Origin of the sequence: Variovorax sp. KK3, assembly GCF_001984055.1 — a bacterium.
Taxonomy (GTDB): domain Bacteria; phylum Pseudomonadota; class Gammaproteobacteria; order Burkholderiales; family Burkholderiaceae_C; genus Variovorax.
This window is the reverse complement of sequence record NZ_LYVO01000119.1, coordinates 1-15,046: the sequence shown is the minus strand read 5'-3', so window position 1 is coordinate 15,046 and position 15,046 is coordinate 1. Positions and strand designations below refer to the sequence as shown.

Genomic DNA, 15,046 nt, shown 5'->3' with positions numbered 1-15,046 from the left:
CCGCAACCCGCCGCGGCCCCGCCACGCCGCGACTTCAGCGTGACGGCGCACGAGCCGCTGGTCGGTGCCGCCGCGGCGCCGCGTGCCGGCGTCGAGGTCGGAAGCCTTCAGCGGGGCAGCGACTACGTGTTGCGGCTCGGTGTGTCATTGGCCGGCAAGAAGAGCCTCTTGAGCGGCAACGTGTCGGTAGGCGACGTGCCGCCGCAGGGCATGCAGACGCGCTGGTTCGTGACGGCGGCGGATGTCGAATTCCTGCCTGCGCTGTCGAGCTGCAAGGTCGAGAAGAAGGGCCGCTTCTGGCTGGCCAGCTTCGACTTGAAGGTGCCGGGCGAGGGCGAAAGCCAGGTCGAGGAACTGGGCATCCGCACGGGGGCCGCGCTGGGCACGGTCAAGGTCGACATCTACGCCGCGCGCGGCAACGGCGTGTTGGACCTTTACCGGCAGCTCACGGTCGATCTGGCCGAGCCGGCGAAGGTGCAGGACGACATCTGCACGGCGGCAGGCCACACCTTGCTCCACACGACCCACGAATGGACCACGCCACCCGTGCATGCGCAGGTGATCGTCTGGAAGGGCAGTGCGCACATCACGATGCTGCGCGGCGCCGAGGTCAAGGACTACAGCGACACCATCGACTGGCCAGTCACGGTGGCGCAGCTCGCGAACCCGATCGACACGGTTCGCGCCAAACTCGACTTGCTGCGAGAGAACTGGAGCGCGTACTTCAACGCGATCGACGTCGACGACATGAAGCAGCGCTTGCCTTCGCACGCGGGCGTGCTGGACGACGGGGGCGGCAACGGCTGGCAACTGCCGGAGCTCGCCGACGCGGCCCATCGCGACGCGTACGACGACGTTCTTCGAAGCAAGGAGATGCGTGCGTTCGCGCAAGCGGGCTACCGGCTGTACAACACGTGCTTCCCCGAAGGGACTGCGCTGCGGACCATGCTGGACGAACTGCCGGCCGGCAGCCGGGTCGACTTTCAGTGGACCGAGAAGTCCGGCGCCGGCATGGTGCCGCACGTGCCCTGGGCGCTGATGTACGGAAAGCTGGTCGACGTGACCGGCAAGGAGCCGGTCGATCCCGAGGCCTTCTTCGGGCTGCGGCTGCGCGTGGGCAGCCAGGCATGGTCGGGGCGCAATCCCTCGCGGGCGCTGGTGGGTGCCAAGCCCGCGCAGTCGATGAACATTCTCTACTGGGGCGACAAGCCCAAGGACGAGGTCGGGATCGAGGCGCGGTGGCAGTCGCAGGAGTTCGCCGGCTGGGGCCAGAAGGTGCTGCCGGATGCCGCGCAGGCCGATCGCAAGGGGCAGGTGGTATCGGCCATCGACGAGCCGGTGCCGGCGCCGGTCGGCGTGATCTATCTCTTCTGCCACTATGGCGCGCAGAACGACAACGACGTCAGCCTGCGCTTCGGCGATTCGGCGCAGCCGGCCGACGTGCTGTCGCAGGACGAGCTGTCCGCGCGGAAGCTGCTCGACACGCCGCTGCTCTTCGCCAATGCCTGTGGCACGGCGGAGGCCGATCCGTTCACGGCCGGCGTGCTCGAAAGCATCTTCTTCGACCGCGGCGTGCGCGCCTTCGTCGGCACCGAGACACGGGTGCCGGTGCAACTGGCGAGCCGCTTCGCCTGGCTCTTCTTCCAGTTCTTCTACCGCCGCTTCGACGCCAAGCCGATGTCGGCCGGCGAGGCGCTGGTGCAGGCGCGGATGTTCCTGTGGACGCAGTACCGCAACATGGGCGGGCTGTTCTACAGCCTCGTCAACCAGTACGACCTGTACTTCGCCTCGCACGAGGAAGTGGTCGCGCTCAGGCAATGAGGGCAGCGATGGCGATCTCAACTTCCACGTCGGAGATGAAATGAACGACGAATTGCAGACCTTCCTCCTGGCCGACGGCGACGCGCGCGACGAGTTGTTGCGCCAGCAGCCCGCCATCGAGAAAGCGGTCGAGTCCTGGATGGGCGCAGCGGCCTACGCCGAGCTGCGCGCCCATGCGGGCCTGCACGCCGTGGCCGACCTCGCGGCCGGAATGCCCAAGAACGTGATCTTCGCCCCAGGCGTGATGGGCAGCACCCTGCACAGCAAGGGCCTGGGCGGCGTCTGGTGGCTCGACATGATGTTCGCCCGCGACAAGCTCAATGGCCTGGCGCTGGCGCCGGGGGGCACGAACGATGCCGACGCGGACGCCGACATCCGCGCCAGCGGCATCGACGTGCAGTACGTGAGCCTGCGCCGCGCCATCGCCGCATCGGCCAGTTTCGGCGGCAGCCAGGAGTTTCCGTATGACTGGCGGAAGTCCTTCGCGCACTCGGCGGCGGCGCTGCGCGATGCGGTACTCGATTGCCACAAGCAAACCGGAAAAAAGGTGCACCTGGTCGCCCACAGCATGGGCGGGCTCATGGTTCGCAGCGCGCTGATGCTGCACGGCGACGAGCTCTGGCCCAAGATCGAAAAGGTGGTCTTCGTCGGCACGCCGCACTACGGGTCGCCATCGATCGCGGGCTACCTCAAGAACCACCTGTGGGGCTTCGAGGCGCTGGCGGTGGTCGGCATGTTCCTGAGCCGCGAGACCTTTCGCAGTTTGCCCGGCGTGCTGAGCCTGCTGCCCGCACCGGTCGGCGTCTATCCGGGCACGCGGGGCGAAGGCGTGAAGCCCGAAGACCATCCCTGTGCCAACTTCGACATGTACGACGCGACGGCGTGGAAACTTGACCTGGATGCCAAGCAGACATCGCAGCTTCAGTCGGTGCTCGACGAGGCCGCGCAGTTTCACCGTGACTTGTACCGGTGGCACAACGACGAGCTGTTGCAGACCCACAAGGAACGCATGCTGATGATCGCCGGCGTCGGCCAGGAGGGCCTGTTCCGCATGGAGTTCGACGAGCAGTTCTGGGGCCTGTGGGAGCGCACCCGCAAGCACTGCAAGCGCGTGCCCGGCAGCCTCGACTACGACGGCGACGGCCGCGTGCCTCTGGCTTCTGCCCAGCTCGAAGACGTGACGATCCGCTACGTCAACGGCGTGCATGGCGGCCTGACCGGCATCCCGGCCGTGCAGGCCGACGTGCTGGCCTGGCTGGAGGGCGGCAAGCTCAAGCTGCCGACCACTCCCAAGGGCGCACTCGGCGCGCACCTGTCGGCAGCCGACACGACCAGCCAGACGCCGGTGCTGGACGGCAGCGCGCAGGCCGGGTTGTTCCGCGACCTGCCCGACTACGAGCACCCGACGCCGCAGTTCAGGGCCGACATCGAGAAGCGGCTGGCGGCGGGCGCGATGCCGGAGGTGAACCTGGCGCGCTTGCTTTAGCGATGATGCTTGCGAGCTAGCCGCGCAGCAGCCGCGGCATCCCGCGCGAACCGGACCCCACGCCGCTTGCCGCGCCTGTCGGGAACAAGCTGCGCTCCAGGCGCTGCGGCTCGATGCCGAAGCTCTCGCCAGCCGCCGCGGCGATCACGGCGTCCAGCCGCATCGTGGGTCGCAGATCGCGCGCTTCGTGCAGGTCGGATGTGCGCAGGCCCGGCCAGTCGGCCAGCACGCGGCCGCCCTGCACGGCACCGCCCATCAACATGGCGAGCGCGCCGGTGCCGTGGTCGGTGCCGCCGGTGCCGTTGGCTGCCGCGGTGCGGCCGAACTCGGTGGCGACCAGCACGACGGTCTGTTGCCAAGCGGAACCCAGCGTCTCGCGCAAGGCCGCGATCAGCGCATCGAGGTTGCGCAACTGCGCAGAGAGCCTGGCGTTCTGCGCGCTGTGCGTGTCCCAGCCGCCGGTCTCGATCATCGCGATGCGCGGGCCATCGGCGCGAACGAGGAAGCTGCCGGCGAGCCGCCCCAGTGCCGCGCCGTCCTGGCGCTGCGCGGCGGCGCCTTTCATGCGGACGTCGGCGCCGTCCATCGCGATGCCGCGGGTGTCCATGGCCGAGGTCCACAGCGCATGCAATTGGGCGTCGCGCTCGTAGAGCTGCGCCACGCGCAGCATCAGGTCGTCGCTGGCCTGGGGCAGGGCGGAAGGCGCGTAGGAGGCCACGTCGACCTTGCCGCGCAACGCCATCGGCACGGTGGGGGCGAAGGCGATCGCCTCGTCGCGGCGGTGGCGCGGCAACTGCGCGACCAGCCGGTTGAGCCACCCGTCCTTGAGCTGGTAGGGCGACAGGCCGCCTGTCTCAAGCACGTTCTGCCCGTCGAAGTGCGAACGGTCGCGATAGGGTGAGGCGACGGCGTGGAAGAACAGCGCTTCCTTGGTGGCGTGCAGCCTGGCGGTTTCGGTCAGCGCGGGGTGCAGGGCGAAGCTGCCGTCCAGATGCGGCCCGCTCGCGGCCTCGTCTGCCAGCGCGCCGCGCAGGCGCGCATAGTCCGGGTCGGCGTACGGCGCGAGAATGGCCAGGCCATCCGCCGCACCGCGCTGGATGATGAAGACGAAACGGCGTTCGGTCGCGGCCTGTGCCAACGAGAGCTTCGGCGCCGCCAGCACCAAGCCGGCAGCGCCGGCTGCGTGCAGGAAGGCGCGGCGATGAAGCGCGCGACCCGCGCCGGTCATGTTCATGATCATGGTCATCTCCTCATGAATTCGGGCGACACGAGCAGCAGGGCCAGCCCGGTGCCGGCGCTCTCGGCACGCGCGACGGCGAGCCGCGTGGCGTCGCCCAGCGCGTCGCCGGGCAGCAGGCGCGGCGCGAGTTCGCGTGGATCGATCGCATTGCCCGACTGCGCGGCGAGGCGCTGGGCCAGCTCGACGCGCCGCACCAGCGCATCGGGTGCGGCCCAGGTGCCGGCGATGTCGTCGTAGCCGGCCGGCGAGCCGGGGCGCCATACCGGCTGCCCGAGCTGGCCGAGCAGCGGCGCGGCCTGCGTCGCCCTCGGCTCGCGGCGGCCCAGCGCCCGCATCGACGACACGACCCAGTCCCACGGCGTCTTGAACTTGGCGCTGCTGTCGGCCCAGCATTCGGGCGCGTCGACGAGCACGCGGTACACCGTCGGCAGGTCGCCGCCGCTGCGCTGGAAGGCGGCAGCGAGCCGGTCGATCAAGCCGGGCGGCGGGTCGTCGGCGACGAAGTGCCGCGCGAGCTTGGTCGCGATGTGGCGTGCGGTGGCGGGCGCCACGGCCAGGTCGGCCAGGATGGCCCCGGCCTGTTGATCGGCAGGCTGGTCGTACCGCCGGCCGAGCACCGTGCGCGCGCCGGGTTCGTGCAGGGCAGGGCGGAAGCGGAAGCCACCGGGCTCGGCAGCGCCGACAGCCATCGCGGCGGGTTGCGGGACAGTCTGTGCTCCGGGCTGCGCGGTGTCGGCGGCCAGGCTCCAGCCCGTGAGCGCGCGTGCGAACTCGGTCACGTCGTCCTGCGTGTAGCCGCTGCGCACGCCCAGCGTGTGCAGCTCCAGGATCTCGCGCGCCAGGTTTTCGTTGAGGCCACGGCGGCGCTCTGGCGAGCGCTCCGCCAGCCGCAGCGCGGCCGGGCTGCCGGGGCCGATCGACTGCGGCTGGTCCAGGTACACCAGCATCGCGGGGTGGCGCACGGCTGCGGCGAGCAACGTGTCGAAGCGGCCGAGCACGTGCGGCCGGATGGCCTGAGCCTCGTAGCTGCCGGCCATGCCGAGCACCAGCGGCTTCTCGACCGAGATCGCGAAGTGGTTGGCCCAGAAATGAACCAGCCGTTCGACGAAAGGGGTGGGCGTGTCGAGGGCGCTGGCCAGCCGCGCGTCGACGGCAGCGAGGTAGCCGGCCCGCGCATCGCGGCGCAGCGACTGGCGAGCGGCCTGCCGGTCTTCGTCGGCAGCACCGGCGATGGCGCGCTGGCGCTGCTGGTAGTCGGCCAGTCGGCTGCCGGTGTCCTGCTGGCCCGACCAGGCCGGCGGCAGGGCCTGGTAGTGCTCGAACTGGTCCAGCAGCCAGCGGCGCGGGTTGCGCGGCATCGGATCGTCGGGGCGGGCGCCCAGGCCGAAGCGGTTGAGGGCGATGGCATCGGGGTTCATCGAATCTCCCTTGGCGACAGGGCCCGTTGTACCGCAGGCGCCGCCGCGCGTCATCGGCTTTACTTGCACCGGGCGGGCCGCCTGTCACGGGCGCTTCACGCGGCGGGACGACGATGTCGGGCTCTCCCCACTCGATACACAACAAGGCAATGGCCAAAGACTTCGATCTGATGGAGGACTCCAACCGGAGTACCAACCCGAGCTTTCACGAGGTGTCGGACCCCGCTCGCCGGGTGCTCGTGCGCGGCGGCCTGGCTGCTGCGGTGGCCGGCCTGTTCGGTCCGCTGGGCGCCGGCGCGCTCGCCGGCTGCGCCGCCACCGGCGCGAGCGGTGTCGCATCGCTGGGCCGGGGCATCGGCTTCAAGGGTGTGCCGATGGCGCCGGGCGATCGCGTGGTGGTGCCCGAGGGATACGCCGCGCAGGTGCTGTACCGCTGGGGCGACCCGGTGGGCGTCGCCGGCCGCATGCCGGCTTTTCGCGGGGACGGCGGCAACAGCGCGGAAGATCAGGCGCTGCAGGCCGGCATGCACCACGACGGCATGGCCTTCTTTCCCATCGACGGGTCGTCGCAGCGCGGCCTGCTGGTGATGAACCACGAGTACGTCGACGACGGCCTGCTGCACCCCGACGGCATGAAGACCTGGACCGCCGACAAGGTGCGCAAGTCGATGCAGGCGCACGGCGTGTCGGTCATCGAGATCGAGCGCGGCGGCGGCTGGAAGCAGGTGCTGCCCTCGACCTTCGCGCGGCGCATCACCGCGCTCACCCCCATGGCCATCAGCGGCCCGGCAGCCGGCCACCCGATGCTGCGCACGGGCGGCGACCCCGGCGGCACCCGCATCCTCGGCACCTTCAGCAACTGCGCCAGCGGCCCCACGCCCTGGGGCACCTACCTGACCTGCGAAGAGAACTTCGCCGATTACTTCGAAGGCACCGACAACCCCGACGCCCACCAGCGCCGCTGGGGCGTGCGCAAGGGCAACGGCGCCAAGTACCGCTGGCACGAGCACGAGGAACGCTTCGACGTCGCCAAGCACCCCAACGAATCGAACCGCTACGGCTGGGTGGTCGAGATCGACCCGCAGGATCCGCAGTCCATGCCGATCAAGCGAAGCGCCCTGGGCCGCGCCGCGCACGAAGGCGCGGCGACCGCGCTCACCGCCGACGGCCGGGCGGTCGTCTACATGGGCGAGGACGCGCGCTTCGAATACATCTACAAGTTCGTCAGCCGCGACCGCATGAAGCCCGGCGGCTTCGCGGCCAACCGCGAGCTGCTGGACCACGGCACGCTCTTCGTCGCGCGCTTCGACGTCGACGGCACCGGCGAATGGCTGCCACTGCAACAGGGCCAGGGGCCGCTGACCGCCGACAAGGGCTTCGCGAACCAGGGCGACGTGCTGATCAAGTCGCGCCAGGCCAGCGATGCGCTGGGCGCCACGAAGATGGACCGCCCCGAATGGACCACGGTGGACCCGATCAGCAAGTGGGTCTACTGCACGCTCACCAACAACAGCAATCGCGGCCAGCCGGGCCAGCCCTTCATGGACGCGGCCAACCCGCGCGGCAACAACACCATGGGCCAGATCATCCGTTGGAAGGAGAACGGCGACCTGGACGGCACGCGCTTCGACTGGAACCACCTGGTGCTGGCCAGCGACCCGAAGCAAAGCCGCAGCGAGGCGCAGGGCAACATCCGTGGCGACACCTTCGGCAGCCCCGACGGGCTGATGGTCGATGCCCGCGGCGTGCTGTGGATCCAGACCGACGTCTCGACCTCGACCCTGGGCAAGGGCGAGTACACCAACCTGCCCAACAACCAGATGCTGGCCTGCGACCCGACGAAGGGCGAAATCCGCCGCTTCATGGTCGGCCCGGCCGGCTGCGAGGTGACAGGCATCGCGACAACGCCGGACCTGCGGACGCTCTTCATCAACATCCAGCACCCGGGCGAGCCGGCCAACGAGCGCAGCGATCCCGATCGCCCCTTGGCGGTGTCGACCTGGCCCGACGGCGCCGGCCGGCCGCGCTCGGCCACGGTGGTCATCACCCGCAACGACGGCGGCGTGGTCGGCACCTGACGCGGCCTGGCGCTCCCCCCGTCATGCGTGGGGGCGGCGCCGCGCGGGGCGCCGGATGCCGCGGCGCCAGAGCAGGCCGTACGCGGCCAGGTTGAGCAGCAGCACGAACACGCCGACACCCATCTGCCAGTCGCGCGTCAACGCCTCCGGGTAGATGGCCGGCAGCAGGTAGTGCTGGACGAAGCCGCCTTCATAGCCCGACTGCCCGGCCGAGCGGCGCAGCATGTTCTCGAGCGGCGTCAGCGGGCAGATGCCGCCGCTCCAGGAGATCCATGCCGCCCACGCCACCGCGGGCAGGTGCAGCACCGCGACCAGCGGCCAGCGCCATACGAGCAGGCCGCCGACCACCACGAAGACGATGAAGAGACCGTGGAGCAGCAAGACGACGTCGGCGAGGAAGGCATGGCCCATGGGCAAAAGGGACTTCGAGCGCTGCTAAGATCGATCTGGTTGATTCAACCAATTTTCGGGAGCGAGCCGTGCAAGCCGTCGGACTGTTCGAGGCCAAGACCCATTTGAGCGAGTACGTGGCACGCGCCGAGGCGGGCGAGGAGGTGATCATCATGCGGCACAACAAGCCGGTCGCCAAGATCGTGCCGCTCGATGCCGTCGTTGCGCCGGCCGTGACGCCGTCGCCCTTCGTGCAACGCACCTTCAGCATGGGCAGCCCCCATCCCGACATCGACCTGACGCAACTCAACAAGCTGGCGGGCGAGGTCGAGGACCAGGAGTCGATCGCGAAGCTGCGGGCCGGCCGATGAGACTGCCCGACGTCAACGTGCTGGTGAACGCCGTGCATGAGGAAAGCCCGCACCACCCGGCCGCCCGAGCCTGGCTGGAGGCTTCGGTGGCACACCCGCAGGGCCTGGGCATGGCATGGCTGGCGCTGGTGGGCTTCATCCGCATCGCCACCCGGCCGGGGCTGTTCGCGAGGCCGCTGCCGGTGGACCAGGCCATGGGCCTGGTCGACGAATGGATCAGCCACCCGCAGGTGCGAATAGTTCAGCCCGGCCCGCGCCACGCCGGTATCCTTGGCCGCTTGCTGGTGGCGGCCGGCACGGGCGGCAACCTCACCAACGACGCCCACCTCGCCGCCCTGGCCATCGAGCACAACGCCGAGGTCGGCACCTTCGACCGAGACTTCAAGCGCTTCGCCGGCCTGCGTTTCCAGTTGCTTTCCTGATTTCTTCGCCGTTCCAACATGACCCCACCCCCGATCACCGTCGCGGACATCCGCAAGTCCTTTCTCGATTTCTTCGCTTCCAAGGGCCACACCGTGGTGCCGTCGAGCTCGCTGGTGCCGGGCAACGACCCGACGCTGATGTTCACGAACTCCGGCATGGTGCAGTTCAAGGACGTGTTCCTCGGCAGCGACAAGCGCCCCTACGTGCGCGCCGCGTCGGTGCAGGCCTGCCTGCGCGCCGGCGGCAAGCACAACGACCTGGAGAACGTGGGCTACACCGCGCGCCACCACACCTTCTTCGAGATGCTGGGCAACTGGAGCTTCGGCGACTACTTCAAGCGTGAATCGCTCAAGTGGGGCTGGGAGCTGCTCACCACCGTGTTCAAGCTGCCGCCCGAGCGCCTGCTGGCCACGGTGTATCAAGAGGACGACGAGGCCTACGACATCTGGACGAAGGAGATCGGCCTGCCGCCCGAACGCGTGATCCGCATCGGCGACAACAAGGGCGGCCGCTACAAGTCCGACAACTTCTGGATGATGGCCGACACCGGCCCTTGCGGCCCGTGCTCCGAGATCTTCTACGACCACGGCGCCCACATCGCCGGCGGCCCGCCGGGCAGCCCCGACGAAGACGGCGACCGCTTCATCGAGATCTGGAACCACGTGTTCATGCAGTTCGACATGCAGCCCGACGGCAGCGTGATCAAGCTGCCCGCACCCTGCGTCGACACCGGCATGGGCCTGGAGCGGCTGGCGGCGATCCTGCAGCACGTGCACAGCAACTACGAGATCGACATCTTCGATCGGCTGATCAAGTCGGCCGCGCGCGCGACCGGCACCGACGACCTGTCCAACCCCTCGCTGAAGGTGATCGCCGACCATGCGCGCGCGACGTCCTTCCTGGTGGCCGACGGCGTGATCCCGTCGAACGAAGGCCGCGGCTACGTGCAGCGCCGCATCGTGCGCCGCGCCATCCGCCACGGCTACAAGCTGGGCCAGAAGAAGCCCTTCTTCCACAAGCTGGTGCCCGACCTGGTCGCGCTGATGGGCGAGGCCTACCCCAAGCTGGTGGCGGACGAGAAGCGCATCACCGACACGCTGAAGGCCGAGGAAGAGCGCTTCTTCGAGACGCTCGCCAACGGCATGGAAATCCTCGACGCGGCGCTGGCCGGAGGCGCCAAGGTGCTGCCGGGCGACGTGGCTTTCAAGCTGCACGACACCTACGGCTTTCCGCTCGACCTGTCGGCCGACGTGTGCCGCGAACGCGGCGTCGAGGTCGATGCCGCAGGCTTCGATGCCGCGATGGAAAAGCAGAAGGCGGCCGGCCGTGCAGCGGGCAAGTTCAAGATGGACCGGGCCGTCGACTATTCCGGCTCGTCCAACACCTTCACCGGCTACGCGAACTGCGAAGGCGAAGCGCGCGTGGCCGCCTTGTACTTCGAAGGCGCGCCGGTGCAGGAGCTGAAGGAAGGCCAGCCGGGCATCGTGGTGCTGGACACCACGCCTTTCTATGCCGAAAGCGGCGGCCAGGTCGGCGACCAGGGCGTGCTGGTGGCCGAAGGCGTGCAGTTCGGCGTGGACGACACGCAGAAGATCAAGTCCGACGTTTACGGCCACCACGGCACGCAGACGCAGGGCACGCTGAAGGTGGGCGATGCCGTCATGGCCCGCGTCGACACGCAGCTGCGCGCAGCCACCATGCGCAACCACAGCGTGACGCACTTGATGCACAAGGCCTTGCGCGAAGTGCTCGGCGAGCACGTGCAGCAGAAGGGCTCGCTGGTCGACGCCGACAAGACGCGCTTCGACTTCGTTCACAACGCGCCCGTGACGGCTGCGCAGATTCTCGAGATCGAACGCCGCGTGAATGCGGAGATCCTGTCCAACGAGGCCACCCAGGCTCGGGTGATGGACATCGAGTCGGCGCAGAAGACCGGTGCCGTGATGCTCTTCGGCGAGAAGTACGGAGAAACCGTGCGCGTGCTCGACATCGGCAGCAGCCGCGAGCTGTGCGGCGGCACCCATGTGCAGCGCACCGGCGACATCGGCCTCTTCAAAGTCGTGAGCGAAGGCGGCGTCGCCGCCGGCGTGCGCCGCATCGAGGCGGTGACGGGCGCCAACGCGCTGGCCTACCTGCAGGAACTCGAAGCCACGGTCCACAGCGTTGCCGCGACGCTCAAGACACCCACCGCCGAGGTGCAGCCGCGCCTGGCGCAGCTGCTCGAGCAGGTGCGCGGGCTCGAGCGCGAGATCGGTTCGCTGAAAGGCAAGCTGGCCTCGTCCAAGGGCGACGAGCTGCTGGCGCAGGCGGTGGAGGTCGGCGGCATCAAGGTGCTGGCGGCCAAGCTCGACGGTGCCGACGCCAAGACGCTGCGCGAGACGCTCGACAAGCTCAAGGACAAGCTCAAGACCGCGGCCATCGTGCTCGCGGCGGTCGATGGCGCGAAGGTTCAGCTGGCAGCCGGTGTCACGGCCGACAGCATGGGCAAGGTCAAGGCCGGCGAGCTGGTGAACTTCGTGGCGCAACAGGTGGGTGGCAAGGGCGGCGGCAAGGCCGACATGGCCATGGCCGGCGGTACCGATGCGGCGGCACTGCCTGCGGCGCTGGCTTCGGTGCAGGGGTGGGTGGCCGAGCGGGTTTGACCATGAACGACACCATCCCGACCGACATCGTCTCCGCCTTCACGCCCACCGGGCGGCTGCGCGCCTCCATCAACCTCGGCAACCCCATCCTGGCCAACCGCGACCCGGCCGGCGGCGACCCGACCGGCGTGTCCATCGACCTGGCGCGTGCCTTCGCGCAGCGCCTGGGCGTCGAGGTCGAGCTGGTGGTGTTCGACACCGCGGGCAAGTCGGTCGATGCGGTGAAGGCCGAGCAGGCCGACATCGGCTTCTTCGCCATCGACCCGTTGCGCGGCGAGGGCATCCGCTTCACCGCGCCCTACGTGCTGATCGAAGGCGCTTACCTGGTGCGCAACGGCTCGCTGCTGAAAGACAACGCCGAGGTCGATCGAGCCGGCCGCAGCGTCATGGTCGGCAAGGGCAGCGCCTACGACCTGTACCTGACCCGCGAGCTCAAGGCCGCGACGATCCTGCGCGCCCCGAGCTCGCCGGCCGTGGTCGACACCTTCCTCGCCGAGAACGCCGAGGTCGCGGCCGGCGTCAAGCAGCAGCTCGAAGCCGATGCGGCGCGAATCGGTGGCCTGCGCCTGCTGCCGGGCCGCTTCATGGTCATCCAGCAGGCCATGGGCACGCCGACCAGCCGCGGCGATGCCGCGCAGGCCGTGCTGGCCGATTTCGTCGAGTCGATGAAGGCCGGCGGCTTCGTGGCGGATGCATTGAAGCGCCACGGCATCCAGGGTGCGGCGGTAGCGCCGGCCCGCGGCGCCTGAGCGGTTCGGGGCGCTCGCGTCCGTCAGGCGCTGTCAGCCGGCGCCTCTAGCCTCGCCTCGTTCGTCCATGTCATAGTCGCCCGCAAACGAGGGACGTGGACGAATGAGGATTTTGAAGAACACCATCGATATGGCCTGCCGGCTTTCGGCCCCTGGAGGCACTGCCCGTGCCTGAGGCATCGCCCGTCGACATCTTGGTGATGGGCGCCGGCACCATCGGCTGCTACATCGGTGGATGCCTGGCCACCGAGGGCGTGCGAATGGCCTTCGTCGGCCGGCCGCGCGTGCTGGACGCGATCGGCCAGCACGGCATGGTGCTCACTGACCTGGACGGCGGCGACCGCCGGTTGCGGCCGTCGATGCTGCAGCTGTACGACCGCGTGCCCGAGGGCATCCATCCCGCGCTGGTGCTGCTCACGGTGAAGAGCGGCGCGACCGTCGAGGCCGCGGCCGAACTCGATGCGGCACTGCCGTCGCGCACGCCGGTGCTGTCGCTGCAGAACGGCATCGCCAATGCGCTGCATGCGGCGCGGGCCGCGCCGACGCTGCACGTGTTTCCGGGCATGGTTCCCTTCAACGTGGCCGAGGTCGAGCCCGGCCACTTCCATCGCGGCACCTCGGGCCGGCTGGCCGCGCGGCAAGACGGCTCGCTGCGCAGCTGGGTTTCGGTCTTCGAGCAGGCCGGCGTGGGCATCGACCTTCATCCCGACCTGTTGCCGGTGCAGTGGGGCAAGCTGCTGCTGAACCTCAACAATCCGGTCAATGCGTTGTCGGGCCTGCCTCTGCGAGAGGAACTGCTCGACCGCGGGTACCGCCGCTGCCTGGCCGCGCTGATGGACGAGGCGCTCGAGGCGCTCACCTGGGCACGCATCAAGCCGGCACAGCTCGCGGCCGTGCCGCCAGCCCGCGTGCCGTCGATCCTGCGCCTGCCCACGCCGCTCTTCCGGTTGGCGGCGTCGCGCATGCTGCGCATCGATGCCCAGGCCCGCTCCAGCATGGCCGACGACCTGGCGCTGGGCCGGCCCACCGAGATCGACGCGCTGTGCGGCGAAGTCGTGCGGCTGGCCCGATCGAACGGTGCCCGTGCGCCCATCAGCGCCAGGATGATGGAGCTGATCGAAGCCTGGCCGAAGAAGCCGGAGCACTTGTCGTCGCGCGAGCTGCAGTCGGCGCTCGGAATCGTCAAGTAGGGCCCCGCATGCAGATACTCGTCCTGGGCAGCGGAGTGATCGGGACGACGGTGGCTTATTACCTGGCGCGAGACGGCCACGAGGTGACCGTGCTCGAGCGGCAAAACGCCCCGGCCATGGAAACCAGCTACGCCAACGCGGGCGAGGTGTCGCCGGGCTACTCCGCGCCATGGGCCGGTCCGGGCGTGCCCATGAAGGCGATCAAGTGGCTGCTGATGCGCCACAGCCCGCTGGTGATCCGCCCCATGCTCGACCCCGCCATGTGGCGCTGGGGCCTGGCCATGCTGCGCAACTGCACGCAGGCCCGCTACGAGATCAACAAGGGCCGCATGGTGCGCCTGGCCGAATACAGCCGCGACTGCCTGCAGCAGCTGCGGCGCGACACCGGCATCCGCTACGACGAGCGCGCGCTCGGCACGCTGCAGCTGTTCCGCACGCAGCAGCAGCTCGACGGCGCCGCCAAGGACATCGAGGTGCTGAAGGCCCACGGCGTGCCTTACCAGTTGCTCGACCGCATCGGCTGCGTGCAGTACGAGCCCGCGCTGGCGGTGGTGCACCACAAGTTCGTCGGCGGTCTGCGCCTGCCGGGCGACGAAACCGGCGACTGCTTCAAGTTCACCCAGGCCCTGGCGCGCCTGGCCGAAGCGAAGGGCGCGCGCTTTCGCTTCGGCGTCGACATCACCGACATCGCGCGCGACGCGCAGGGCGTGACGGCCGTGCACACCAACGTCGGGCCCTTCCATGCCGAGCGCTACGTGCTGGCGCTCGGCAGCTATTCGCCGCGGCTGCTCGCGCCGCTGGGTATCCGGCTGCCGGTGTATCCGGTCAAGGGCTTCTCGATCACCGTGCCCATCTTCGACGCCGCGATGGCGCCCGAGTCCACCGTGATGGACGAGACCTTCAAGGTCGCCGTCACGCGGCTGGGCGACCGCATCCGCGTCGGCGGCACTGCGCAGCTGTCGGGCTACGACCTGCAGCTCAACGACCGCCGGCGCGACACGCTCGAACACGTGGTCACCGACCTGTTCCCCCAGGCCGGAAGCGTGCAAGGCGCCGAGTTCTGGACCGGCCTGCGGCCCATGACGCCCGACGGCACGCCGCTGCTGGGCGCCACCCCGATCCCGCGCCTGCTGCTGGCCACCGGCCACGGCACGCTCGGATGGACCATGGCGGCCGGCACGGGGCGGGTGATGGCGGACCTGATTGCGGGGCGGGCGCCCGAGATCGATATGGAGGGG

Annotated in this window: 12 protein-coding genes; 9 read left to right on the top strand and 3 right to left on the bottom strand. The window is 69.5% G+C overall.

The features are described 5' to 3' along the window. Together B0W80_RS35255 and B0W80_RS32055 are read left to right on the top strand one after the other, a co-directional pair. Nucleotides 1–1,821 (top strand): CHAT domain-containing protein (locus tag B0W80_RS35255; RefSeq protein ID WP_143684872.1); only part of this gene is annotated, 1,821 nt, incomplete at its 5' end. Between the two features lie 40 nt (nt 1,822–1,861). Beyond that, nucleotides 1,862–3,307: an alpha/beta hydrolase gene (locus tag B0W80_RS32055; protein WP_077003198.1), complete on the top strand. Its 1,446-nt coding sequence runs from the start codon at nt 1,862–1,864 to the stop codon at nt 3,305–3,307. Nucleotides 3,308–3,323: 16 nt separating this feature from the next. Here B0W80_RS32055 and B0W80_RS32050 read toward each other — a convergent pair whose 3' ends face one another. Together B0W80_RS32050 and B0W80_RS32045 are read right to left on the bottom strand one after the other, a co-directional pair. Beyond that, the gene (locus B0W80_RS32050) at nt 3,324–4,547 is read right to left on the bottom strand and encodes a DUF1501 domain-containing protein (RefSeq protein ID WP_373039321.1); all 1,224 of its coding nucleotides are present in this window, start codon (nt 4,545–4,547) and stop codon (nt 3,324–3,326) included. A 2-nt stretch (nt 4,548–4,549) separates the two neighbouring features. Then, on the bottom strand, nt 4,550–5,965 hold the full coding sequence (locus B0W80_RS32045) for a DUF1800 family protein (RefSeq protein WP_077003196.1): 1,416 nt from the start codon (nt 5,963–5,965) through the stop codon (nt 4,550–4,552). Nucleotides 5,966–6,114: 149 nt separating this feature from the next. Here B0W80_RS32045 and B0W80_RS32040 point away from each other — a divergent pair, with 149 nt between their 5' ends. After that, entirely contained in the window at nt 6,115–8,043 is a 1,929-nt protein-coding gene (locus tag B0W80_RS32040; RefSeq protein ID WP_077003195.1) for a PhoX family phosphatase, read from the top strand. Nucleotides 8,044–8,064: 21 nt separating this feature from the next. Here the strand turns inward: B0W80_RS32040 and B0W80_RS32035 are convergent, their stop codons facing one another. Continuing rightward, nucleotides 8,065–8,454, bottom strand: coding sequence for a DUF2784 domain-containing protein (locus B0W80_RS32035; protein WP_077003194.1), 390 nt, complete (start codon nt 8,452–8,454; stop codon nt 8,065–8,067). Between the two features lie 68 nt (nt 8,455–8,522). On the opposite strand from B0W80_RS32035, the gene B0W80_RS32030 reads away from it, so the two are divergent. From B0W80_RS32030 to B0W80_RS32005, 6 genes are all read left to right on the top strand, one after another. Then, complete coding sequence (locus tag B0W80_RS32030) at nt 8,523–8,804, top strand: type II toxin-antitoxin system Phd/YefM family antitoxin (RefSeq protein WP_077003193.1); 282 nt, start codon at nt 8,523–8,525, stop codon at nt 8,802–8,804. After that, a complete protein-coding gene (locus B0W80_RS32025; protein ID WP_077003192.1) occupies nt 8,801–9,226 on the top strand; it encodes a type II toxin-antitoxin system VapC family toxin in 426 nt (141 codons plus the stop codon). Before B0W80_RS32030 ends, B0W80_RS32025 begins: the two co-directional genes overlap by 4 nt. 18 nt (nt 9,227–9,244) lie before the next feature. Next, on the top strand, nt 9,245–11,869 hold the full coding sequence (alaS, locus tag B0W80_RS32020; protein ID WP_077003191.1) for an alanine--tRNA ligase: 2,625 nt from the start codon (nt 9,245–9,247) through the stop codon (nt 11,867–11,869). A gap of 2 nt (nt 11,870–11,871) precedes the next feature. Next, a complete protein-coding gene (locus B0W80_RS32015) occupies nt 11,872–12,618 on the top strand; it encodes an ABC transporter substrate-binding protein (protein ID WP_077003190.1) in 747 nt (248 codons plus the stop codon). 167 nt (nt 12,619–12,785) lie between these two features. Next, the gene (locus tag B0W80_RS32010) at nt 12,786–13,808 is read left to right on the top strand and encodes a 2-dehydropantoate 2-reductase (RefSeq protein WP_256856746.1); all 1,023 of its coding nucleotides are present in this window, start codon (nt 12,786–12,788) and stop codon (nt 13,806–13,808) included. A gap of 8 nt (nt 13,809–13,816) precedes the next feature. Beyond that, nucleotides 13,817–15,046 (top strand): D-amino acid dehydrogenase (locus B0W80_RS32005; protein ID WP_077003189.1); only part of this gene is annotated, 1,230 nt, incomplete at its 3' end.